The 21,364-nt window shown below is 66.7% G+C and carries 20 protein-coding genes; 11 read left to right on the top strand and 9 right to left on the bottom strand.

Annotation, left to right across the window (positions count from 1 at the left end; genetic code table 11):
• Positions 1 to 373 precede the first annotated feature (373 nt).
• Together phaP and U4Z31_RS22860 are read right to left on the bottom strand one after the other, a co-directional pair.
• The gene (gene phaP, locus U4Z31_RS22865; RefSeq protein ID WP_044847447.1) at positions 374 to 955 is read right to left on the bottom strand and encodes a TIGR01841 family phasin; all 582 of its coding nucleotides are present in this window, start codon (positions 953 to 955) and stop codon (positions 374 to 376) included.
• A 461-nt stretch (positions 956 to 1,416) separates the two neighbouring features.
• On the bottom strand, positions 1,417 to 2,181 hold the full coding sequence (locus tag U4Z31_RS22860) for a ParA family protein (RefSeq protein ID WP_044847448.1): 765 nt from the start codon (positions 2,179 to 2,181) through the stop codon (positions 1,417 to 1,419).
• A gap of 240 nt (positions 2,182 to 2,421) precedes the next feature.
• Between U4Z31_RS22860 and U4Z31_RS22855 the strand changes: the two genes are divergently transcribed.
• The gene (locus U4Z31_RS22855) at positions 2,422 to 2,646 is read left to right on the top strand and encodes a hypothetical protein (protein WP_044847449.1); all 225 of its coding nucleotides are present in this window, start codon (positions 2,422 to 2,424) and stop codon (positions 2,644 to 2,646) included.
• Positions 2,647 to 3,104: 458 nt separating this feature from the next.
• On the opposite strand, the gene U4Z31_RS22850 is transcribed toward U4Z31_RS22855, so the two are convergent.
• Complete coding sequence (locus U4Z31_RS22850; protein WP_059603013.1) at positions 3,105 to 3,656, bottom strand: single-stranded DNA-binding protein; 552 nt, start codon at positions 3,654 to 3,656, stop codon at positions 3,105 to 3,107.
• Positions 3,657 to 3,759: 103 nt separating this feature from the next.
• Positions 3,760 to 4,947: an MFS transporter gene (locus tag U4Z31_RS22845; RefSeq protein ID WP_044847451.1), complete on the bottom strand. Its 1,188-nt coding sequence runs from the start codon at positions 4,945 to 4,947 to the stop codon at positions 3,760 to 3,762.
• 276 nt (positions 4,948 to 5,223) lie between these two features.
• On the opposite strand from U4Z31_RS22845, the gene uvrA reads away from it, so the two are divergent.
• Positions 5,224 to 8,109: an excinuclease ABC subunit UvrA gene (gene uvrA / locus U4Z31_RS22840; RefSeq protein WP_044847452.1), complete on the top strand. Its 2,886-nt coding sequence runs from the start codon at positions 5,224 to 5,226 to the stop codon at positions 8,107 to 8,109.
• Between the two features lie 255 nt (positions 8,110 to 8,364).
• Positions 8,365 to 9,447, top strand: a complete 1,083-nt coding sequence (locus U4Z31_RS22835) for an AI-2E family transporter (RefSeq protein ID WP_185640882.1) — start codon at positions 8,365 to 8,367, stop codon at positions 9,445 to 9,447.
• Positions 9,448 to 9,584: 137 nt separating this feature from the next.
• Here the strand turns inward: U4Z31_RS22835 and purU are convergent, their stop codons facing one another.
• The 5 genes from purU to U4Z31_RS22810 all read right to left on the bottom strand — a co-directional run bounded on the left by purU (position 9,585) and on the right by U4Z31_RS22810 (position 14,747).
• Positions 9,585 to 10,469, bottom strand: a complete 885-nt coding sequence (purU, locus tag U4Z31_RS22830) for a formyltetrahydrofolate deformylase (RefSeq protein WP_044847454.1) — start codon at positions 10,467 to 10,469, stop codon at positions 9,585 to 9,587.
• 115 nt (positions 10,470 to 10,584) lie between these two features.
• Positions 10,585 to 11,442 (bottom strand): NUDIX hydrolase, encoded by an 858-nt coding sequence (locus U4Z31_RS22825; RefSeq protein WP_044847455.1) that lies wholly within the window; start codon positions 11,440 to 11,442, stop codon positions 10,585 to 10,587.
• A gap of 5 nt (positions 11,443 to 11,447) precedes the next feature.
• Positions 11,448 to 12,062 (bottom strand): LysE family translocator, encoded by a 615-nt coding sequence (locus U4Z31_RS22820; protein WP_257773592.1) that lies wholly within the window; start codon positions 12,060 to 12,062, stop codon positions 11,448 to 11,450.
• Positions 12,063 to 12,095: 33 nt separating this feature from the next.
• A complete protein-coding gene (locus tag U4Z31_RS22815; protein ID WP_011657958.1) occupies positions 12,096 to 12,662 on the bottom strand; it encodes an adenine phosphoribosyltransferase in 567 nt (188 codons plus the stop codon).
• A gap of 78 nt (positions 12,663 to 12,740) precedes the next feature.
• On the bottom strand, positions 12,741 to 14,747 hold the full coding sequence (locus U4Z31_RS22810) for a monovalent cation:proton antiporter family protein (protein ID WP_044847457.1): 2,007 nt from the start codon (positions 14,745 to 14,747) through the stop codon (positions 12,741 to 12,743).
• A gap of 125 nt (positions 14,748 to 14,872) precedes the next feature.
• Between U4Z31_RS22810 and kdsD the strand changes: the two genes are divergently transcribed.
• From kdsD to U4Z31_RS22770, 8 genes are all read left to right on the top strand, one after another.
• Positions 14,873 to 15,856 (top strand): arabinose 5-phosphate isomerase KdsD, encoded by a 984-nt coding sequence (gene kdsD, locus U4Z31_RS22805; protein WP_124486503.1) that lies wholly within the window; start codon positions 14,873 to 14,875, stop codon positions 15,854 to 15,856.
• Complete coding sequence (locus U4Z31_RS22800) at positions 15,856 to 16,392, top strand: KdsC family phosphatase (RefSeq protein WP_044847459.1); 537 nt, start codon at positions 15,856 to 15,858, stop codon at positions 16,390 to 16,392. Before kdsD ends, U4Z31_RS22800 begins: the two co-directional genes overlap by 1 nt.
• Before the next feature lie 3 nt (positions 16,393 to 16,395).
• On the top strand, positions 16,396 to 17,010 hold the full coding sequence (lptC, locus tag U4Z31_RS22795; RefSeq protein ID WP_044847460.1) for an LPS export ABC transporter periplasmic protein LptC: 615 nt from the start codon (positions 16,396 to 16,398) through the stop codon (positions 17,008 to 17,010).
• Positions 17,011 to 17,030: 20 nt separating this feature from the next.
• The gene (lptA, locus tag U4Z31_RS22790) at positions 17,031 to 17,696 is read left to right on the top strand and encodes a lipopolysaccharide transport periplasmic protein LptA (protein ID WP_044847461.1); all 666 of its coding nucleotides are present in this window, start codon (positions 17,031 to 17,033) and stop codon (positions 17,694 to 17,696) included.
• Entirely contained in the window at positions 17,693 to 18,469 is a 777-nt protein-coding gene (lptB, locus tag U4Z31_RS22785) for an LPS export ABC transporter ATP-binding protein (RefSeq protein ID WP_044847462.1), read from the top strand. The genes lptA and lptB overlap by 4 nt, the downstream gene beginning before the upstream one ends.
• A gap of 157 nt (positions 18,470 to 18,626) precedes the next feature.
• A complete protein-coding gene (locus tag U4Z31_RS22780) occupies positions 18,627 to 20,132 on the top strand; it encodes an RNA polymerase factor sigma-54 (protein WP_321811428.1) in 1,506 nt (501 codons plus the stop codon).
• Positions 20,133 to 20,291: 159 nt separating this feature from the next.
• Complete coding sequence (gene hpf / locus U4Z31_RS22775; protein WP_006477786.1) at positions 20,292 to 20,651, top strand: ribosome hibernation-promoting factor, HPF/YfiA family; 360 nt, start codon at positions 20,292 to 20,294, stop codon at positions 20,649 to 20,651.
• Positions 20,652 to 20,820: 169 nt separating this feature from the next.
• Positions 20,821 to 21,360 (top strand): PTS sugar transporter subunit IIA, encoded by a 540-nt coding sequence (locus tag U4Z31_RS22770; RefSeq protein ID WP_044847464.1) that lies wholly within the window; start codon positions 20,821 to 20,823, stop codon positions 21,358 to 21,360.
• Positions 21,361 to 21,364 lie beyond the last annotated feature (4 nt).

The following is a 21,364-nucleotide window of genomic DNA, read 5'->3' as shown; positions in this document are numbered from 1 at the left end:
GCCCAGCTCCGGTGCCGCGATCTTCGCGAGCGAGCCGCCGAATTTGCCGACCGCGGTTCGCGCGGCCGATACGATCACTACGTCCGTCATGTTTTGTTCCTGCATCGAAATCAGTGGGTCGATCCGTGTTGCATGCTGTATCGCGTGCCGGGGCCGGGCGGCACGGCGGCCGACGTCGGCGCTTGAGCGCCATACGACCCGCGATGCGGCTCAGGGCTCGCGCCTTCATGCGCGCCGCCCATTCGCCCGCTCCAGCCGGGCCCGGACACGCTGCGGCGAGCCGGACGCCGCCGGCCACCACGCGGCACACGCGGCGGCCGGCGCCCGCCGGCGCCGTTCGATCAATGGTGTCGCGCCTGCGCGCGACACGCGCTCATGCAGCCGATTCGCGCGAAGCGGCTTCCTTGCGTGCGGCAGCCGCCGTCTGCTTGGCACCGCGCGTCGCCGTTTCGCTGACCGCGTCGAAACCGCTTTGTGCGGCTTCGATTGCCTGCCCCGTCGCTGCGCGCACGGAGTCTGCCGCGGCAGTCGCCGCGGACAGCGCCGAATTCAGCGCGGCGACCACCGCGCCCGAACCGGCCGGCGCATGCTTCGTCAGCTCGCCGACCACCTCCTTCACGCGCTTGTCGTTCTGCTCGTATTGCGCCTGCGCGACCTTCGCCCACTCGGCCTGCGTCGACACCGCGATGTCGAACAGATGGCGACCGTACGCGACGGCCTTGCCGGCCGCTTCCTGCGGTGCGGCGACTTGCTGCGCGAAGCCCGCAGCCGGGTTGCTCGCGTTGAACGCGTTCTTCAGCTTGTCCTCGTATTCCTCGAGCGCCGTCTTGGCCGCTTGCAGGTTGAGTTCGACGACGGCCTCGAAACCATTAATTGCCGGACGGGCAATCGCGAACCAGGCGGCAATTCCGGACTGATAATCGGCGGCGAATTTTTCGGGGGCAAATACGGACATCGGGCACGCTCCTGTTAGCAATGCGAGAGACGAACGAAAAAAATGGAAGCCAGATCGAGGTCCGCTTCCTTATTCACAACCCGCAGGCACGATTGACTGCGGGGAGTTGAAGATTGCCATTCTAGATGGATTAATTGTCAATTAAATGGCATTAATACTAGGTGAAAACCCTGATCGATCGGCTTGATCTCCTCGCAATCTGCACCCGCACACAATGGGGCCGCGTCGCAACGCCTTGTCCCGAAATGATTTTTACTTTTTTACGGCATGGCGCACCGCGACGTCCGTAACATTTACCCCGTCATTATTCCGGTTATTTGAAAAACAGGTGCGCATTGGAAAATAGGGCGGATTCCCCTGTAATCGTTTTTCCAGATTTATTTTGAAATCGTTACCGGGATTATTAATGACGAATTCAATGATCGTATATAAACCGCCGGGCCGGGCCAGCGGCGACACTCTCACCCGACCAGTTCGCGATGCAGCGCGCGAAACTCCTGCGCGAGCTTGTGTGCCGGCTCGAGATGGATCACCGGCGTCGACTGCTGATGCGACTCGCGGATCTTCACCGATGCCGAGAGCCGCGACGCCAGCACCGGCAGCCCTTCCTCGACGAGTTCGTCGACCAGCCGCTGCGGCAGGCTCGCGCGCGGCTGGAACTGGTTGATGACGATCCCTTCGACCTCGAGCGCGGCGTTGTGGTCCTGCTGGATTTCCTTCACGTTCTCGAGCAGCGTGTACAGCGCGCGGCGCGAGAAGTCGTCGCAGTCGAACGGAATCAGGCAGCGCTCGACCGCGATCAGCGCCGAGCGCGTGTAGAAGTTCAGTGCGGGCGGCGTGTCGATGTAGACGGCATCGTAGGTGTCGAGCTCGTTGAGCGCGTCGCGCAGCTTGTAGATCTTGTAGCGCGACTCGAGCTTGCCGTGCAGCGTGTCGAGGTCCGGATGCGCGGGCATCACGTCGAGCCCGTCGAACGGCGTCGGATGGATGAACGACGCGACGTCGACCGGCCGGAAGTTGAAGGTCAGCGCGGTCTCGAAGAATTCGGCGACGCCGGGATGCGCGTCGGTCGCCCGGTCGCCGAGCAGGTAGTGCGTGGAATTCGCCTGCGCGTCGAGGTCGATGACGAGCGTGCGCAGCCCTTCGCTCGCGCTGATCGCCGCCAGGTTGCAGACGATCGTCGACTTGCCCACCCCGCCCTTCTGGTTGAATACGACCCGCCGCATTGTGTCTCCTTCGATCGAAACGTCGAAAAAACGAGCTTAGCCGGTCAATCGTGGCGGCCGCGTGACATCGATCAGATACACGAACCGCCCGGGAGATTTGCTGAGCGGCGCGACGAACGACTGGAAATCACGACGGAAGACGCGCGCACGAGGAACGGGCACAAGGGCTAATGTTGCGACGCAACATCCGAACTGTTAAACTAGGGAAAACCCGTAGTTCAAGCTTGCGAAGGAGCAGTCGTGTACCCCGTATTTTCGTTCCTGATGGATCTGCTGCCGGGCCGCAGCGCGGCTTCGTTTTCGCCGTCGGCAAAAGTAAACCGTGTCACGTTCACGGGTGCCGTGGACCGCAGCGATGGCGTGATCCTGTCGATCAACGGTAGCGACGCGCTGGTCCGTTGGCCGAAGGGTGGGAAATCCGTCGAGCGCGTCAGCAATCTGGTCGCGATCGTCACGGAAGCGTAAGCGGTTCTGTTCTGCGGCGGCCACGGCGCCGCTCTTGTCATGGTTCGCACCGTCCGAAGCAGGTGACTCGGGTGTGAATGCCACGGCCCCCATGTCGGGAATGCGCCGTTGCAGGGCTTCAGGAAACCTGCTCACCGGCGCGGTTGCGTCGGTTGAAGTTTGCGGTCGGCATGCTCGCCACGTAAGCACAACAGACGTCAGGGCCATCGCGCCCGCGACGACGAACGTCCGCTGACGGGGAGTCCATTCTCAAGTCTCGCCCATCCGACGCGGCCGGCGCCAGCGGCTTCTCCCCGCCTTGCACGACGCCACCACGACGCTCCTCACGCCCGATCGGGCACGTTCCGCCCACACCCCAAAAAACGCGTAAACGAAAAAAGGACCCGAAGATCCAGGCTGAACCAGTGATTCAGCGTGGAGATTCGGGCCCGTCTTTACATCGGGAACCGGCGTTCCGCTTAGAACGGAATATCGTCGTCCATCTCGTCGAAGCCGCCGCCTGCCGGCGCGCTCGGACGGCTCTGGCCGCCGCCTGCACCGCCGCGCGGCGCGCCGCCGGCACGACCGCCGCCGCCGCCGCGTTCCATCTGTTCGCCGCCGCGGCCGCCGCCACCACCACCGTAGCCGCCGCCGTAACCGCCTTCGTCACCGCCGCCACCGCCGCCGCCCGAACCGCCGCGGCCGCCGAGCATCTGCATCTGGTCGGCGACGATTTCGGTCGAGTAGCGATCCTGGCCGTCCTGGCCCTGCCACTTGCGCGTGCGGATGCGGCCTTCGATATAGACCGACGAACCCTTCTTCAGGTACTCGCTGACGATTTCGGCGAGACGGCCGAAGAACGCGACGCGGTGCCACTCGGTCATTTCCTTGAAATCGCCGCTTGCCTTGTCCTTGTAGCGATCGGTCGTCGCGAGACGGATGTTCGCAACCGCGTCGCCGCTCGGCAGGTAACGGACTTCAGGATCGGCGCCGAGATTGCCGACGAGGATGACCTTGTTGACGGATGCCATGTGTTTCTCCAGTAAATTCGATGCCGGGCCGCCCGCGAATGTCGTCGGAGCGGCCCGCCGGGCAAGCCGGCGAGCGCCGCCGGTGCCTGCCCGAAAAGAAGGTTCAGGCCTTGCGCGGCGGCGCTTTCATGCTGGCCGCGATTATAAGCCACGCCGCCACGAGCCCCGAGCACGCGTAGAAGACGGTGTTCGCGCCGCCGTGCTTCAGCAGCCAGCCGCCCACGATGCCGCCGAGCGCGAGCCCGATCGATTGCGTGGTGTTGTAGACGCCCGTGGCCGCGCCCTTGCGCGAACCGGGCGCGAGCTTCGACACGAGCGACGGCTGCGACGCTTCCAGGATGTTGAAACCCAGGAAGTACACGAACAGGATCGCCGCCACAATCAGGATGGTATGCGGAGCGCTGCCGAGCAACAATTGGCCGATCAGGATAGCCAGAATGCCACCGAGCAGCACCGGCTTCATCTTGCCCCGTTTTTCCGCGACGATGATCGCCGGGACCATCATCACGAACGCGAGCCCCATCACCGGCAGGTAGACCTTCCAGTGCGCGGCGACCGGCAGCCCGCCGTCGACCAAGAGGCGCGGCACGACGAGGAACAGCGCCGTCTGCGTCGCGTGCAGCACGAGCACGCCGAAGTTCAGGCGCAGCAGCTCGCCGTTGTGCAGCACCTCGCCGAACGGCGCCGGCACGTGCACGGGCTTCGCCGCGTCGGGCACGATCCACACCACGACCCCGATCGCGAGGATCGACAGCACGCCGACGATCGCGAACAGCCCGCTCATCCCGACCCAGTGGAACACGATCGGCGCGCCGACGATCGCGACCGCGAACGACACGCCGATCGAGCCGCCGACCATCGCCATCGCCTTCGTGCGGTTCTGCTCGGAGGTCAGGTCGGCGATAAACGCGAGCACCGCGGACGACACGGCGCCCATCCCCTGGATCACGCGGCCGACGATGATCCACGTGATGTCGTGCGCGAACGCGGCGACGAAGCTGCCGAGCGCGAAGATCAGCAGGCCGGTGGCGATCACGGGCTTGCGGCCAAACTTGTCCGACGCCCACCCGTAGAAGATGTACAGCAGCGACTGCGTGACGCCGTACGCCCCGAGCGCGATGCCGACGAGCAGCACGTTGTCGCCGCCCGGGATGGTTTTCGCGTAGACCGAGAACACCGGCATGATCATGAACAGGCCGAGCATGCGCAGCGCGAAGATCGCCGCGAGCGACGTGGTCGCGCGCAGTTCGGGCGCACTCATGCGGGAAGACGTGGCGGACGGATTGGACATCGGGAATGAATTTCGAATGATCGGAATGTCCGCCCGGCGGCGGGCGGCGGAAGATCAGGGCCACCGGCCCGGCAGGCCTGGCAGGCGCTTTCCGGGGCCGCTTTCCGGGACGTCGGGCAGGCAGCCTGCGGGCCGCCTCGCGCCGTGCGGCGCGGCCGCCTTCCCGGCGTGGACACCGCCTTGCTGCCAGCTGCTGCAAAGGCTGGGGGCCCCCAACGACGGCCTCGAAAAGCCGTTATAGTAGCAGGTTTGGTTCCCTCCATTTTCGCCAGGTTCATGGAACAGATCCGTATCCGTGGGGCACGCACCCACAACCTGAAAAACGTCAATCTCGACCTGCCGCGCCACAAGCTGATCGTGATTACCGGGTTGTCCGGGTCGGGCAAGTCGTCGCTCGCGTTCGACACCCTTTATGCCGAAGGCCAGCGCCGCTACGTCGAGAGCCTGTCCGCGTACGCCCGCCAGTTCCTGCAGCTGATGGAGAAACCCGACGTCGACCTGATCGAGGGCCTGTCGCCCGCGATCTCGATCGAGCAGAAGGCGACGTCCCACAACCCGCGTTCGACCGTCGGCACGGTCACCGAAATCCACGACTACCTGCGACTTTTGTTCGCACGGGTCGGCACGCCGTACTGCCCCGACCACGACATCCCGCTCGAGGCGCAGAGCGTGTCGCAGATGGTCGACGCGGCGCTCGCGCTGCCCGAGGAAACCAAGCTGATGATCCTCGCGCCGGTCGTCGCGAACCGCAAGGGCGAGCACGCCGAGCTGTTCGAGGACATGCAGGCGCAGGGCTTCGTGCGCTTTCGCGTGCGCTCGGGCGGCGGCACCGCGAACGAAGGCGTCGCGAAGATCTACGAGGTCGAGTCGCTGCCGAAGCTCAAGAAGAACGACAAGCACACGATCGACGTCGTCGTCGATCGTCTCAAGGTGCGCCCGGACATGAAGCAGCGCCTCGCGGAATCGTTCGAGACCGCGCTGCGCCTCGCCGACGGCCGCGCGATCGCGCTGGAGATGGATACCGACCACGAACACCTGTTCAGCTCGAAGTTCGCGTGCCCGATCTGCTCGTACTCCCTGCAGGAGCTCGAGCCGCGCCTGTTCTCGTTCAACAACCCGATGGGCGCGTGCCCGGAATGCGACGGCCTCGGCCAGATCACGTTCTTCGACCCGAAGCGGGTCGTCGCGCACCCGTCGCTGTCGCTCGCCGCGGGCGCCGTGAAGGGCTGGGATCGCCGCAACCAGTTCTACTTCCAGATGCTGCAGAGCCTCGCGGCGTTCTACGAATTCGACATCGACGCCGCGTTCGAGGACCTGCCGGAAAAGATCCGCAAGGTGCTGCTGTTCGGCTCGGGCAAGCAGACGATCCCGTTTTCGTACATCAACGAGCGCGGCCGCACGACGATCCGCGAGCACGTGTTCGAAGGGATCATCCCGAACCTCGAGCGCCGCTACCGCGAGACCGATTCGGTCGCGGTGCGCGAAGAGCTCGCGAAATACCAGAACAACCAGCCGTGCCCGTCGTGCGACGGCACGCGGCTGCGCCGCGAGGCGCGCCACGTGCGGGTCGGCACCGGCGACTACGCGCGCGGCATCTATGAAATCAGCGGCTGGCCGCTGCGCGACGCGCTCGGCTATTTCGACGGCCTGTCGCTCGACGGCGCGAAGCGCGAGATCGCCGACAAGGTGATCAAGGAAATCGTCGCGCGCCTGACCTTCCTGAACAACGTCGGCCTCGACTACCTGTCGCTCGAACGCAGCGCTGAAACGCTGTCCGGCGGCGAGGCGCAGCGGATCCGGCTCGCGTCGCAGATCGGCTCGGGCCTGACCGGCGTGATGTACGTGCTCGACGAGCCGTCGATCGGCCTGCACCAGCGCGACAACGACCGCCTGATCGCGACGCTCAAGCACCTGCGCGACCTCGGCAACTCGGTGATCGTCGTCGAGCACGACGAGGACATGATCCGCACGGCCGACTACGTCGTCGACATGGGCCCGGGCGCCGGCGAGCACGGCGGCGTGATCGTGGCCGAAGGCACGCCGAAGCAGGTGCAGTCGAACCCGCAGTCGCTGACGGGCCAGTATCTGGTCGGCAAGCGCACGATCGAATACCCGGACGAGCGGCTCGCGCCCGATCCCGAGCGGATGCTGCGCATCGTCGACGCGCACGGCAACAACCTGAAGCACGTCGATCTCGAGTTGCCGGTCGGCCTGCTGACCTGCATCACCGGCGTGTCGGGCTCCGGCAAGTCGACGCTGATCAACGACACGCTGTATCACGCGGTCGCGCGCCACCTGTACGGCTCGTCGGCCGAGCCGGCGCCGCACGAGGCGATCGAGGGCCTCGAGCACTTCGACAAGGTGATCAACGTCGACCAGTCGCCGATCGGCCGCACGCCGCGCTCGAACCCGGCCACCTACACGGGCCTGTTCACGCCGATCCGCGAGTTGTTCTCGGGCGTGCCGACCGCGAAGGAGCGCGGCTACGATCCGGGCCGCTTCTCGTTCAACGTGAAGGGCGGCCGTTGCGAGTCGTGCCAGGGCGACGGCGTGCTGAAAGTCGAGATGCACTTCCTGCCGGACGTCTACGTGCCGTGCGACGTGTGCCACGGCAAGCGCTACAACCGCGAAACGCTCGAAGTGCAGTACAAGGGCAAGAACATCAGCGAAGTGCTCGACATGACGGTCGAACACGCGTACGAATTCTTCAGCGCGGTGCCGGTGATCGCCCGCAAGCTGAAGACGCTGCTCGACGTCGGCCTCGGCTACATCCGCCTCGGCCAGTCGGCCACGACGCTGTCGGGCGGCGAGGCGCAGCGCGTGAAGCTGTCGCTGGAGCTGTCGAAGCGCGACACGGGCCGCACGCTGTACATCCTCGACGAGCCGACCACCGGCCTGCACTTCCACGACATCGCGCTGCTGCTCGAGGTGATCCACCGGCTGCGCGACCAGGGCAACACGGTCGTGATCATCGAGCACAACCTCGACGTGATCAAGACGGCCGACTGGGTGATCGACCTCGGCCCCGAAGGCGGTGCCGGCGGCGGCCAGATCATCGCGCAGGGCACGCCCGAGCAGGTCGCGAAGACCAAGGCGAGCTTCACCGGCAAGTACCTCGCGCCGCTGCTCAAGCGCCCGGCCCGCAAGGCGGCGGCCGGCTGACACTTTCCGTTCCCGCGCGCGGCTGCCCGGCCGCGCGCGCCCGGCAGCGGGGCGGCGCCGGCCTCCTCGTTTTCCCTTCTGCGGTTTTCCCCTCTGCGTTTACACCACGAGCCAAACAGCCCCGTGGCGGACCATAATGGCAGCTATACTTTACGGTCGTAAGGTTCGCCATCCGCACCAATCCGGTGCGGCGCCGGGCGATCGCCGCCGTGTCGCCCACCGCGCGGCACGGCACACGAACGACAGGAATCCATGATGGAGAAGCAACAAGAGTCGCGCGACGCGCAGAACCGCGAGCCGCACCTGCGCAGCGTGCGGCTGACGAGCGACTTCAGCCTGCCGAAGCTGTCGGCGATCGAGATCGGCAGCTACCTGTTCGCCCTCGTCGCGATGGTGCTCGTCATCGAACTCAAGCTGCTGGGCGGGCTGCTGGCCGGCATGCTGGTCTATCAGCTGATCCACACGATCGCCCCGGTGATCGAACGCCACACCACGAGCATGCGCGCGCGCTGGGTCGCCGTCGTGCTGCTGTCGATCGCGATCGTCGGCGGGCTCACGGGCCTCACGATCGGCATCATCGAGCACTTCGAGCACACGGTGCCGAACCTGCAGAGCCTCCTTGGCCAGCTGATGCAGATCGTCGAGCAGACGCGCGCCCGCACGCCGGCCTGGATCGCGAACCTGCTGCCGGTCGACGTCGAACAGATGAAGACCAAGGCGGCGCTGCTGATGCATTCGCACATGGACCAGCTCCAGCAAGGCGGCAAGAGCGTCGCGCGCGGCTTCGGCCACGTGGTGTTCGGGATGATCATCGGCGCGATGATCGCGATCGGCGTCGAGCACGGCAAGGTGCGCCGGCCGCTGTCGACCGCGCTCGTCACGCGCGTGTCGCGCTTCGCCGAATCGTTCCGCCGGATCGTGTTCGCGCAGATCAAGATCTCGGCGATCAACGCGACCTTTACCGGCATCTACCTGCTCGTCGCGCTGCCGATCTTCCACCAGCGGCTGCCGCTGTCGAAAACACTGGTGCTCGTCACGTTCATCGTCGGCCTGCTGCCGGTGATCGGCAACCTGATCTCGAACACGCTGATCGTCGCGGTGTCGCTGTCGGTCAGCATGGGCACCGCGATCGCGTCGCTCGCGTTCCTCGTCGTGATCCACAAGCTCGAATACTTCCTGAACGCAAAGATCATCGGCGGCCAGATCGAGTCGCGCGCGTGGGAGCTGCTGCTCGCGATGCTGATCATGGAAGCCGCGTTCGGGCTGCCGGGCGTGATCGCCGCGCCGATCTTCTATGCGTACATGAAGCGCGAGCTGTACATGCTGCGGCTGATCTGACGCGCCGTACCCGACGCAACCCGCTCCCCGCGCATCACGCGATAAAAAACGCCGCGCCCCGTCAAGGGCGCGGCGTTCTTGTTTGCGGCAACCGACGGCCTGCGCAGGCCGGCCGGCGCGCGTCACCGATCAGCCGATCAGCGGAACACGACGGTCTTCGTCCCGTTCAGCACGATCCGGTGCTCGACGTGCCACTTCACCGCACGCGCGAGCGTCACGCACTCGACGTCGCGGCCGATCGCGGTGAGCTGGTCGGGCGTCATGCTGTGGTCGACGCGCTCGACTTCCTGCTCGATGATCGGGCCTTCGTCGAGGTCGGTCGTCACGTAGTGCGCGGTCGCGCCGATCAGCTTCACGCCGCGGTCGAACGCCTGGTAGTACGGCTTCGCGCCCTTGAAGCTCGGCAGGAACGAATGGTGGATGTTGATCGCGCGGCCGGCGAGCTGCTGGCACATGTTCGGCGACAGGATCTGCATGTAGCGCGCGAGCACGACGAGATCGGCCTGGTGTTCGTCGATCACTTCCAGCACCCGCGCTTCCTGCGCGGCCTTCGCCGCATCGGACGAACCGCCGACGAGCGGGAAATGATGGAACGGGATGTTGTAGCTGGCGGCGAGCTGGTAGAACTCCTTGTGGTTCGACACGATCGCCGGAATCTCGATCGGCAGCTGGCCGGTGCGGTAGCGGAACAGCAGGTCGTTCAGGCAGTGGCCGATCTTCGACACCATGATCACGACGCGCGGCTTCACGGCCGCGTCGTGCATTTCCCAGCGCATCCCGAACTGCTCGGCGAGCGGCGCGAATTCCTCGCGCAGCGTGTCGAGCGCCGACGCGGCATCCGCGCCGTCGCCGTCCTGCACGAAGTGCACGCGCATGAAGAACTCGCCGGTGCGGCTGTCGCCGAACTGCGCCGAATCGAGGATGTTGTTGGCGCGCTCGAACAGGAAGCCCGAGACCGCGTGGACGATGCCATGCCGGTCGGGGCACGACAGTTTCAAGATAAAGCTGTGATCGGTCGACATGACCGCTACTCCCTTCGTTTCGGTATTCGTCAAATAGGCCGTTCGTCCGGCCTCACCCTGGGGCCCGAGCCCGGGCAGGCAGGCGGCGCCTTCAGGTGGCTCGCCAGGTGGCGCGTCAGGCGGCCGGCGCGAACAGCGCGTCGATGCCCGCGGCGTCCGCCGCCGATAGCCAGCGGTGGCGCAGCAGCGTGTCGAGCATCGCGAGGCTCGCATCCATCGTCGCGCGGCCTTCGCGCAGCCAGCCGATCACCTCGGGCACGCCGGCCAGCAGGTGCTCGGCCACTTCGCCGTCCTGGTTGTGCGGCGCGAAGTCGCGCGGCAGCGGCAGGTCGTACACGAAGATCAGTTCGGACTGCGTGCCTTCCGGCAGCGAACACAGTACCTGCACCGCGCGGCCCGCGATCGCGCGTGCCGCCAGTTCGGCCGGCATGCCGGCCTCTTCCCAGCATTCCTTCGTGAGCGTCTCGTGAACGCCCAGGCCCCAGCCGATGCCGCCCGCGACGACGTTGTCGAGCATGCCGGGGTCGGTGGCCTTGGTCGCGCTGCGGCGGCCGAGCCACATCTGCGGCGCGGCGGGCGAACCCGGCGCAGCCGCATATTCTACGATGCCGTTCAGGTGCACCGCATACGTCTGCGTGCCGAAGAAGCGCGACGCGGCGCGCTCGATGTACGCGAGCGGCGGATCGTCGAAGCGGTTGCGGATCGCATAGATCTCGTCGCGCCAGCCGGGAATCGCGCCTTCGGCCGCCAGCGCGCCGATCGCGCTCGCGAGCGCCATGCTGCGCGCGTCGACCGTGTCATAGCGCGCCGACAGCACGACGCGCGCGTCCGTCAGCTCGAACACGTCGGGCCAGCGCGCGAGCTTCGCGATGTCCTGGCGGCGCACCCAGCCCACGGCCACGCCGGCGATCTCGAAACGCAGGTGCGCGGCCGGATCGAAGCGGCGCGCGGCCGCAATGCACGGAAACGTCATCGGGCTCAGTCCTTCAGCGCAACGCGGATGCCGATCGCGATGAAGGTCGCGCCGGCGATCCGGTCGAGCCACACACCGGCCTTCGGGCGGCGCTTCAGCCATGTGCCGATCGCGCCCGCGCCGATGCCGAACAGCGAGAAGATCGCGGCCGTCTGCAGCATGAACAGCGCGCCGAGCTCGAACATCTGCAGCGTCACGCCCTGCACGCCGTGCGGATCGACGAACTGCGGCAGGAACACGACGAAGAACAACGTGACCTTCGGGTTCATCAGGTTGCCGATCACGCTCTGCCGGAAGATCGCGCCAAGCGGCTGCGGCGGGCGCTCGTGCGCGTTCGCGAGGCCCTGGCTGCGCAGCGCCTTGATGCCGATCCACACGAGGTACGCGGCGCCCGCGAGCTTCAGCGTCTGGAACGCGACCGGCGACGAGCGCAGCACCGCCGCGACGCCGAGCGCCGCGAGCGTCGTATGGAACAGGATTCCGGCCGTGAAGCCGAGCGCGGCGACGAAGCCGGCCGCGCGGCCCTGCGAGATGCCGCGCGCGAGCACCTGCAGGTTGTCGGGACCCGGCGCGAACGTGATCGCGATCGATGTGGCGAGAAACAGCATGAAGTTGGGCATCGTGACCTCGCGGCGTGGGCCGGCTCCGGTGGTTCAGTGGCCGGCGAATTCGGTGACGGTATAGACGGGCAGCCCCGCGTTGCGCAGCAGCGTCGAGCCGCCGAGATCGGGCAGGTCGATGATCGCCGCGCCTTCGACGACGACCGCGCCGAGCCGCTGCAGCAGGTTGCGCCCCGCCATCATCGTGCCGCCGGTCGCGATCAGGTCGTCCATGATGATCACGCGGTCGCCGGGGCGGCACGCGTCTTCGTGGATCTCGACGGTCGCGCTGCCGTATTCGAGGTCGTACGATTCCGAGCGCGTCTTGTACGGCAGCTTGCCGACCTTGCGGATCGGCACGAAGCCGACGCTCAGCTCGTACGCGACGATCGGCGCGATGATGAAGCCGCGCGCGTCGAGCCCCGCGACGTAGTCGAGCTTCGCATCGACATAGCGTTCGACGAACAGGTCGACGAGGATGCGCAGCGCCTTCGGGCTCTGCAGCAGCGTCGTGATGTCGCGGAACTGTACGCCCGGCTGCGGCCAGTCGGGCACGGTGCGGATCTGGCTGTGGATGAAGGCGACCGGATCGAGCGGTGCGCCCGGCGACGAATGCGGCATGAAACTCTCCGAAAAAAACGGTGCGCGAAGATCGGGCACCGTTTCGAACAAATACGGGTCAGGTTATCGAAGCGCCACTCAGGCGAGCGCGGCCGGCGGCTCGCGCCGATGCCGCGACAGCCGTTCCTCCGCGAGCGCGAGCGCTTCGGGCAGCCCGCGCAGCACGACGATGTCGCTCGCGCGCAGCTTGGTCTGCGGGTCGGGTTCGACGCCGCGGATGCCGTGCCGGCGGATCGCCGTGACTTCCAGCCCGAGCGCATACAGCCCGAGTTCCTCCAGCGAGCGCCCGACCGCATCCGCGCGCGCGTCGACCGGCACCGATTGTAGCCGCACCTGCTCGTGATCGTCGTCGTCCGTGTCGTCGGCGCCGCGGAAATAGCCGCGCAGCAGGCTGTAGCGCTCGTCGCGCATCTCCTCGACGCGCCGCACGACCTTGCGCATCGGCACGCCGACCAGCACCAGCGTGTGCGACGCGAGCATCAGGCTGCCCTCGACGATCTCCGGAATCACCTCGGTCGCGCCGGCCGCGAGCAGCTTCTCGAGATCGGCATCGTCGACCGTGCGCACGATCGCCGGCAGCGTCGGCTCCAGCTCGTGCACGTGGTGCAGCACGCGCAGCGCCGACGGCGTGTTCGCATACGTGATCGCGACGGCCGCCGCACGATGGATACCGGCCGCGAGCAGCGACTCGCGGCGCGCCGCGTCGCCGAACACGACCGATTCGCCGGCCGTCGCGGCCGCGCTCACGCGATCGGGGTCGAGGTCGAGCGCGACGTACGAAATGCCTTCCTGCTCGAGCATGCGCGCGAGGTTCTGCCCGGCGCGGCCGTAGCCGCAGATGATCACGTGGCCGCGCTGCTTGAGGCTTTGCGTCGCGATCCGCGTCATCTGCAGCGACTGCTGCATCCATTCCGTCGACGACAGCCGCATCACGATCCGGTCGGCGTTCTGGATCAGGAACGGCGCGGCGAGCATCGACAGCAGCATCGACGCGAGGATCGCCTGCAGCAGCGTCGAATCGACGAGATGCCGGTCGAGGATCAGGTTCAGCAGCACGAAGCCGAATTCGCCGGCCTGCGCGAGGCCGATGCCGGTGCGCATCGCGACGCCCGGCGTCGCGCCGAACAGCCGCGCGAGCCCCGCGATCATCGTCCCCTTGAACAGGATCTGCCCGACGAAGAAGCCGAGCACCAGCAACGGATGCTCCCAGATCACGCGCGGATCGAGCAGCATCCCGGTCGTCACGAAGAACAGGCCGAGCAGCACGTCGCGGAACGGCTTGATGTCCTCTTCCACCTGATGCCGGAACGGCGTCTCGGAGATCAGCATCCCCGCGATGAACGCGCCGAGCGCGAGCGACAGGCCGAAGCGGTCGGTGATGAACGCGGCGCCGAGCGTGACGAGCAGCAGGTTCAGCACGAACAGTTCCTGCGAGCGGCGCCGCGCGACGACGTTGAGCCAGCGCGTCATGAAACGCTGGCCGACGATCAGCAGCAGCGCCAGCGCGATCACGATCTTGACGGCCGCGAACCCGAGCGTGAGCGCGAGATCCTTCGACGACTCGGCGCCGAACGCGGCGATCACGATCAGCAGCGGCACCACCGCGAGATCCTGGAACAGCAGCACGCCGAAGATGTTGCGGCCGTGCGCGGTCTCGATCTCGAGCCGCTCGGCGAGCATCTTCGACACGATCGCCGTCGACGACATCGCGAGCGCGCCGCCGAGCGCGACGCTGCCCTGCCACGTGATGTGCACCCAGCGCTCGAACAGCGCGCCGAGCACGACCGCGAGCGCGAGGGTCGCGACCACCTGCAGCAGCCCGAGCCCGAACACGAGCCGCTGCATCGCACGCAGCTTCGCGAGCGAGAATTCGAGGCCGATCGAGAACATCAGGAACACCACGCCGAATTCCGCGAGATGCTCGGCCCGTTCGAGGTCCGCGGCGATGCCGAACGCGTGCGGGCCGACCAGGATGCCGACGGTCAGGTAGCCGAGCATCGGCGGCAGGTTCAGCGAGCGAAATACGACGACGCCCACTACCGAGGCCAGCAGCAGCAGCAGGGTCATTTCGAGCGGGGAAATCACGGGCGAAGCGTCCTCGTTCGTCGGGGCCACGGCAAGGCGGGCGGGGGTGGTGGCGGTAGGCAAGCGGCATCGGACGAGTCCGAAGGCGCGGCGCGGCGAACAAACGCCTTTGCTATACTCCGCGCATGATAGCGAAAATCAATGATGATCGGGCGCTCGCGCTCGCCCGCGACGTGCTCGACATCGAGGCGGACGCCGTGCGCGCGCTGCGCGACCAGCTCGACGGCGACTTCGTTCAGGCCGTCGCGCTGCTGCTCGGCTGCCGCGGCCGCGTCGTGGTATCCGGCATCGGCAAATCGGGGCATATCGCCCGCAAGATCGCGGCCACGCTCGCCAGCACCGGCACGCCGGCCTTCTTCGTCCATCCGGCCGAGGCCAGCCACGGCGACCTCGGCATGGTCACGTCGGACGACGTCTTCATCGGCATCTCCTATTCCGGCGAGTCGGAAGAACTCGTCGCGATCCTGCCGCTCGTGAAGCGGATCGGCGCGAAGCTGATCGCGATCACGGGCCGTGCGGAATCGAGCCTCGGCACGCTCGCCGACGTGAACCTGAACGCCGCGGTGTCGAAGGAAGCCTGCCCGCTGAACCTCGCCCCCACCGCGAGCACGACCGCCGCGCTCGCGCTCGGCGACGCGCTCGCCGTCGCGGTGCTCGACGCGCGCGGCTTCGGTTCCGAGGATTTCGCGCGCTCGCATCCGGGCGGCGCGCTCGGCCGGCGCCTGCTCACCCACGTGCGCGACGTGATGCGCTCGGGCGACGACGTGCCGCGCGTCGGGCTCGACGCGACGCTGTCGGACGCCCTGTTCCAGATCACCGCGAAGCGGCTGGGCATGACCGCCGTGGTCGGGCCCGACGGCCGCGTGGCCGGCATCTTCACCGACGGCGACCTGCGCCGCGTGCTCGCGCGCGACGGCGATTTCCGAACGCTGCCGATCGTCGACGTGATGACGCGCGAGCCGCGCACGATCGGCCCCGACCATCTCGCGGTCGAGGCCGTGGAACTGATGGAGCGCCACCGGATCAACCAGATGCTGGTGGTCGATGCCGACGGCGCGCTGATCGGCGCGCTGAACATGCACGACCTGTTTTCGAAGAAGGTGATCTGATGAGCGCAGCGCTGACTGCGGCCGAACGCGCGAGCCGCGTGAAGCTGATGATTTTCGACGTCGACGGCGTGCTGACCGACGGCGGGCTGCTGTTTACCGCGGCCGGCGACGCGATGAAGTCGTTCAATTCGCTCGACGGCCACGGCGTGAAGCTGCTCGGCGAAGCCGGCATCGCGACCGCGATCATCACCGGCCGCCGCTCGGAAATCGTCGCGGCACGCGCGAAGGAAATGAAGATCGCGCACCTGTTCCAGGGCGTCGAGAACAAGCTCGCCGTGTTCGCCGACCTGATCGCATCGCTCGGCATCACCGCCGACGCCTGCGGCTACATGGGCGACGACTGGCCCGACCTGCCGGTGATGCTGCGCTGCGGCTTCGCGACGGCACCGGCCAACGCGCACCCCGAGGTGATCGCGCGTGCGCACTGGGTGGCCGAGGCCCGCGGGGGCCACGGCGCGGTGCGCGAGGTCTGCGACGCGATCCTGCGCGCGCAGCGCCGCTACGACGCGCTGCTCGCGGCTGCCTGCGGAGCCTGACGGATGAACACGCATTTCCGCTGGACCCAGCTGCTGCCGCTCGTCGCGGTCGCCGCGCTCGCGGGCATCACGTGGTGGCTGCTGCAGGCGACGCTGCCGCCGCCCGGCGAGGGTGCCGTGCGGCCGAAGCGCCACACGCCCGATTATTTCGCGGACAACTTCTCGGTCACCGAGCTCGACCAGTCGGGCTCGACCCAGTACCGGCTGACGGCCGCGAAGCTGATCCATTACGAAGACACCGACAACAGCGACCTGACCGATCCGGCCATGCGCGCGTTCCAGCCCGGCAAGCCGGTCGTGACGACCACCGCGAAGCGCGGCACCGTCAACGGCGACGTGTCGATCGTCGACTTGTACGACGATGCGCGCATCCTGCGCGTGGCCGGCGGCGGCGATCCGCAGATGCAGGCCGATTCCCAGCATTTCCGGATCTTCGTCAATGACGATGTGATCCAGACCGAAAAGCCGGTTAAACTTCAGCGCGGCCTGTCGCTCGTCAACGCGACCGACGGCATGAAGTACAACAACGTCACCCGGGTCATCGAGCTTTACGGCAACGTGCGCGGCACGATCGCCGCGGCGGACACGTCCGGCGGCTCGAAAGGTCAATCCAGGTGACGCATCCCTCACGTGACTGCATGAACGAACCGTTCCCTCGACAGAATTCCGGCGGCGCTGCGCGCGCCGTCCGCGCCGCGCTCGCCGCGACGCTCGTGGCGCTCCCGCTCGTCGGGCTGGCGCCGCTCGCCCATGCCGAGAAGGCCGACCAGAACAAGCCGATCAACGTCGAGGCGGACAACCTGACCTATGACGACCTGAAGCAGGTGACGGTCGCGACCGGCAACGTCGTGATCACGAAGGGCACGATCATCATCAAGGGCGACCGCGTCGAAGTGCGCCAGGATCCGGAAGGCTATCAGTACGCGACGTCGTTCGGCAGCGGCAAGAAGCACGCGACGTTCCGCCAGAAGCGCGAAGGCCTCGACGAATACATCGACGGCGACGCCGAGCGCATCGACTACGACGGCAAGCAGGACCTGACGACGCTGACGACCGCCGCGACCGTGCGCCGCCTGCAGGGCACGTCGACGATCGCCGACACCGTGCACGGCAGCGTGATCACGTACGACGGCCAGCGCGACTTCTACACCGCGAAGGGCGGCAAGGACGTCGCGGCGCCGGGCAACCCGAACGGCCGCGTGCGCGCGATGCTGTCGCCGAAGAACGGCGGCCCCGGGCAGCTGAACGGCGCGCCGGCGAAGCTGTCGCCGTCGACCACGATCCAGGGAGCGCCGGCCCAATGAACGCGCTTCCGAACCGCCAGCCGGCCGGCACGACGAGCTCGCTCGTCGTGCGCAACCTGAAGAAACGCTACGGCTCGCGCACCGTCGTCAAGGACGTGTCGCTCGACGTGAAGAGCGGCGAGGTCGTCGGCCTGCTCGGCCCGAACGGCGCCGGCAAGACGACGTCGTTCTACATGATCGTCGGCCTCGTGCCGACGGATGCCGGCGAAATCTCGCTGAACGGCAGCTCGATCAGCCTGCTGCCGATCCACAAGCGCGCGTCGCTCGGCCTGTCGTACCTGCCGCAGGAAGCGTCGGTGTTCCGCAAGCTGACCGTCGAGGAAAACATCCGCGCGGTGCTCGAGCTGCAGCACGGCGAAGACGGCAAGCGCCTGTCGAAGGACGCGATCGCGTCGCGCACCGAGGCGCTGCTCGACGAACTGCAGATCGGCCACCTGCGCGAGAACCCGGCGCTGTCGCTGTCGGGCGGCGAACGCCGTCGCGTCGAGATCGCGCGCGCGCTCGCGACCAATCCGAACTTCATCCTGCTCGACGAGCCGTTCGCCGGCGTCGACCCGATCGCGGTGCTCGAGATCCAGAAGATCGTCAAGTTCCTGAAGCAGCGCAACATCGGCGTGTTGATTACCGATCACAACGTCCGCGAAACGCTCGGCATCTGCGACCACGCTTACATCATCAGCGACGGTTCGGTGCTCGCCGCCGGCGCGCCGAGCGAAATCATCGAAAACGAAAGCGTGCGCCGCGTGTACCTCGGCGAACACTTCCGCATGTAAATCCCCCGTGGCTGGCCGCCCCCGCCCGGCATCGCCGCGCGGGGCGCGCCCGCGTGTCCTGCGGCCCCGCCGCGGCCGGGCGCCGCGCCGCGCGTAATCGCGGATGGCTCAAGGCGCCTGGGTCGTGGCAAACTGCCGGTATGACTCCCTCTCTGCCATGAAAGCCAGCCTTCAACTCCGCCTGTCGCAACACCTGGCGCTGACACCGCAACTGCAGCAGTCGATCCGGCTCCTGCAGCTGTCGACGCTCGAACTGCAGCAGGAAGTCGCGATGGCCGTCGCGCAGAATCCGCTGCTCGAGAACGATGACGAATGGATCGCGAGCCCGCTGCGCGTCGCGGCGGACGGATCGCTGATCGCGCAGACGCCGCCCGGACAGAACACCGAACCGGGCATCACGAACGGCAGCAGCCAGTCGAGCGAACGCGCCGAGCGCGACGAGCCGGCCGGCGCCGACGAATACGACGGCTACGCATCGGGCGACGCCGGCGACGGCCCGCAGTGGAATCTCGACGAGTTCGGCCGCTCGAGCGGCGCCTCGGACGATGACGACCTCCCGCCGCTGCAGGTGCAGGAAGCCGCGACGTCGCTGCGCGACCACCTGTCCGCGCAATTGCGCGTCACGCAGGCCGGGCCGCGCGACCGCGCGCTCGTGATGTTCCTGATCGAATCGCTCGACGACGACGGCTACCTGACCGCCACGCTCGACGAAGTGCTCGCCGACCTGCCGCCCGAACTGGAAATCGACTGCGACGAACTGAATGCGGCGCTCGCGCTGCTGCACAGTTTCGATCCGGCCGGGGTCGGGGCCCGCTCGGCGTCCGAATGCCTGAAGCTGCAGTTGCTGCGCCTCGATCCGTCCCCCACCCGCACGCTCGCGCTGGAGATCGTGTCGCAGCACCTCGAACTGCTCGCCGCGCGCGACTTCACGCGGCTGCGCAAGCAGCTGAAGGCGACCGACGACGCGCTGCGCGACGCGCACGCGCTGATCCGCTCGCTGGAGCCGTTCCCCGGTGCTGCCTACGGCAAGGCCGAGGCCGACTACGTCGTGCCCGACATCATCGTGAAGAAGGCCGGCCAGGGCTGGCTCGCGGAACTCAATCCGGAAGTGATGCCGCGCCTGCGGATCAACAACCTGTACGCGAACATCCTGCGCAACAGCCGCGGCGACCCGTCGGCCGGATCGTTGAAACAACAGCTCCAGGAAGCACGCTGGCTGATCAAGAACATCCAGCAGCGATTCGACACGATCCTGCGTGTCGCGCAGGCTATTGTCGAACGTCAGAAGAACTTCTTTGCGCATGGCGAAATTGCCATGCGCCCCTTGGTTTTGCGGGAAATAGCTGATACGCTGGGCCTACACGAGTCGACTGTCAGCCGTGTGACAACCGGGAAGTACATGCTGACCCCGTTCGGGACGCTGGAATTTAAGTACTTCTTCGGATCACACGTTTCGACCGACACCGGAGGCGCCGCATCGTCGACCGCCATCCGAGCCCTGATCAAGCAACTGATAGGAGCTGAAGACCCAAAATCGCCACTTTCGGACAGCCGCATTGCCGAGCTGCTGGCAGAACAGGGATTCGTGGTTGCGCGCCGCACGGTTGCCAAGTACCGCGAAGCCCTCAAGATCCCGGCAGTGAATCTGCGCAAGTCTCTTTAAGCCTGCTGCCTGCCCGGCGGCAGGCGTGTTCCGGCCACCGCGCACTCGGGGAACAGGCCGGGCGACTTGTCCGCGAATTTGCCGCGCCATGCGGCAGGGGCAAGTCGACCGGAGCGCCGCCTCGATGCGGCCGCGTGGTCACTCGCTTGGAGAAGCACTATGAACCTGAAGATCAGTGGACATCATCTCGAAGTCACGCCTGCAATTCGCGAATACGTGATCACCAAGCTGGACCGGGTGCTACGGCATAGCGATCAGGTGATCGATGGCACTGTGATCCTCTCGGTCGACAATCACAAGGAAAAGGACAAGCAGCAGCGCGCGGAAATCAACCTGCATCTGAAGGGCAAGGACATCTTCGTCGAAAGCGCAAACGGCAACCTGTACGCTGCGATCGATCTGCTGATCGACAAGCTGGATCGCCAGGTCGTCAAGCACATGGAGCGTCTGCAGACCCATGCGCACGACCCGATCAAGCTGCAGCCGTCGATCGACCAGATCGAACTGCCGCCGCAATAACGTTCACCGCAACACACACGCCGCCCGGTTCGCCGGGCGTTTTTTTTGCGTCCACGCGGCAGTGGTGCGACCGGTCCGTCCATGCCGCGCCACGCACGCGGCTGTGCTCTATAATGTTCCGGTTATCGCCGGGGGGCGTTGGGTGCGGTAGCTGTCGTGCAGGTTTCCGATGCCGAACGCCTTGATATCGCCGAACATGGAAAATCAGTCTGCCGCCGCAAGGAGACCCCAGGCCGCCCAATCGCCTGCCAACATGAATCGCCTAGCCAAAATCCTGCCCATAGAGAACGTCGTCATCGACCTCTCCGTCACCAGCAAGAAACGCGTCTTCGAACAAGCCGGGCTGATGTTCGAGAATCAGAACGGCATCGCCCGCAGCACCGTCACGGACAACCTGTTCGCGCGCGAGCGCCTCGGCTCGACCGGGCTCGGCGAAGGCGTCGCGATTCCGCACGGGCGCATCAAGGGGCTCAAGCATCCGCTCGCCGCCTTCGTGCGGCTCGCCGACGCGATCCCGTTCGAAGCGCCCGACGGCCAGCCGGTCGGTCTCCTGATTTTCCTGCTCGTCCCCGAGCAAGCCACCCAGCAGCACCTCGAGATCCTGTCGGAAATCGCGCAACTGCTGTCCGATCGCGACGCGCGAGAGCGTCTGCACAACGAAACGGATCTCGCCGAGTTGCATCGCCTGCTCACTCAGTGGCAACCTTGAGTTG

The organism is Burkholderia sp. BCC1985, from assembly GCF_905339915.1.
Lineage (GTDB): Bacteria > Pseudomonadota > Gammaproteobacteria > Burkholderiales > Burkholderiaceae > Burkholderia.
Note: the sequence above shows the minus strand (reverse complement) of the source record. Positions and strands in the feature narration are given on the sequence as shown.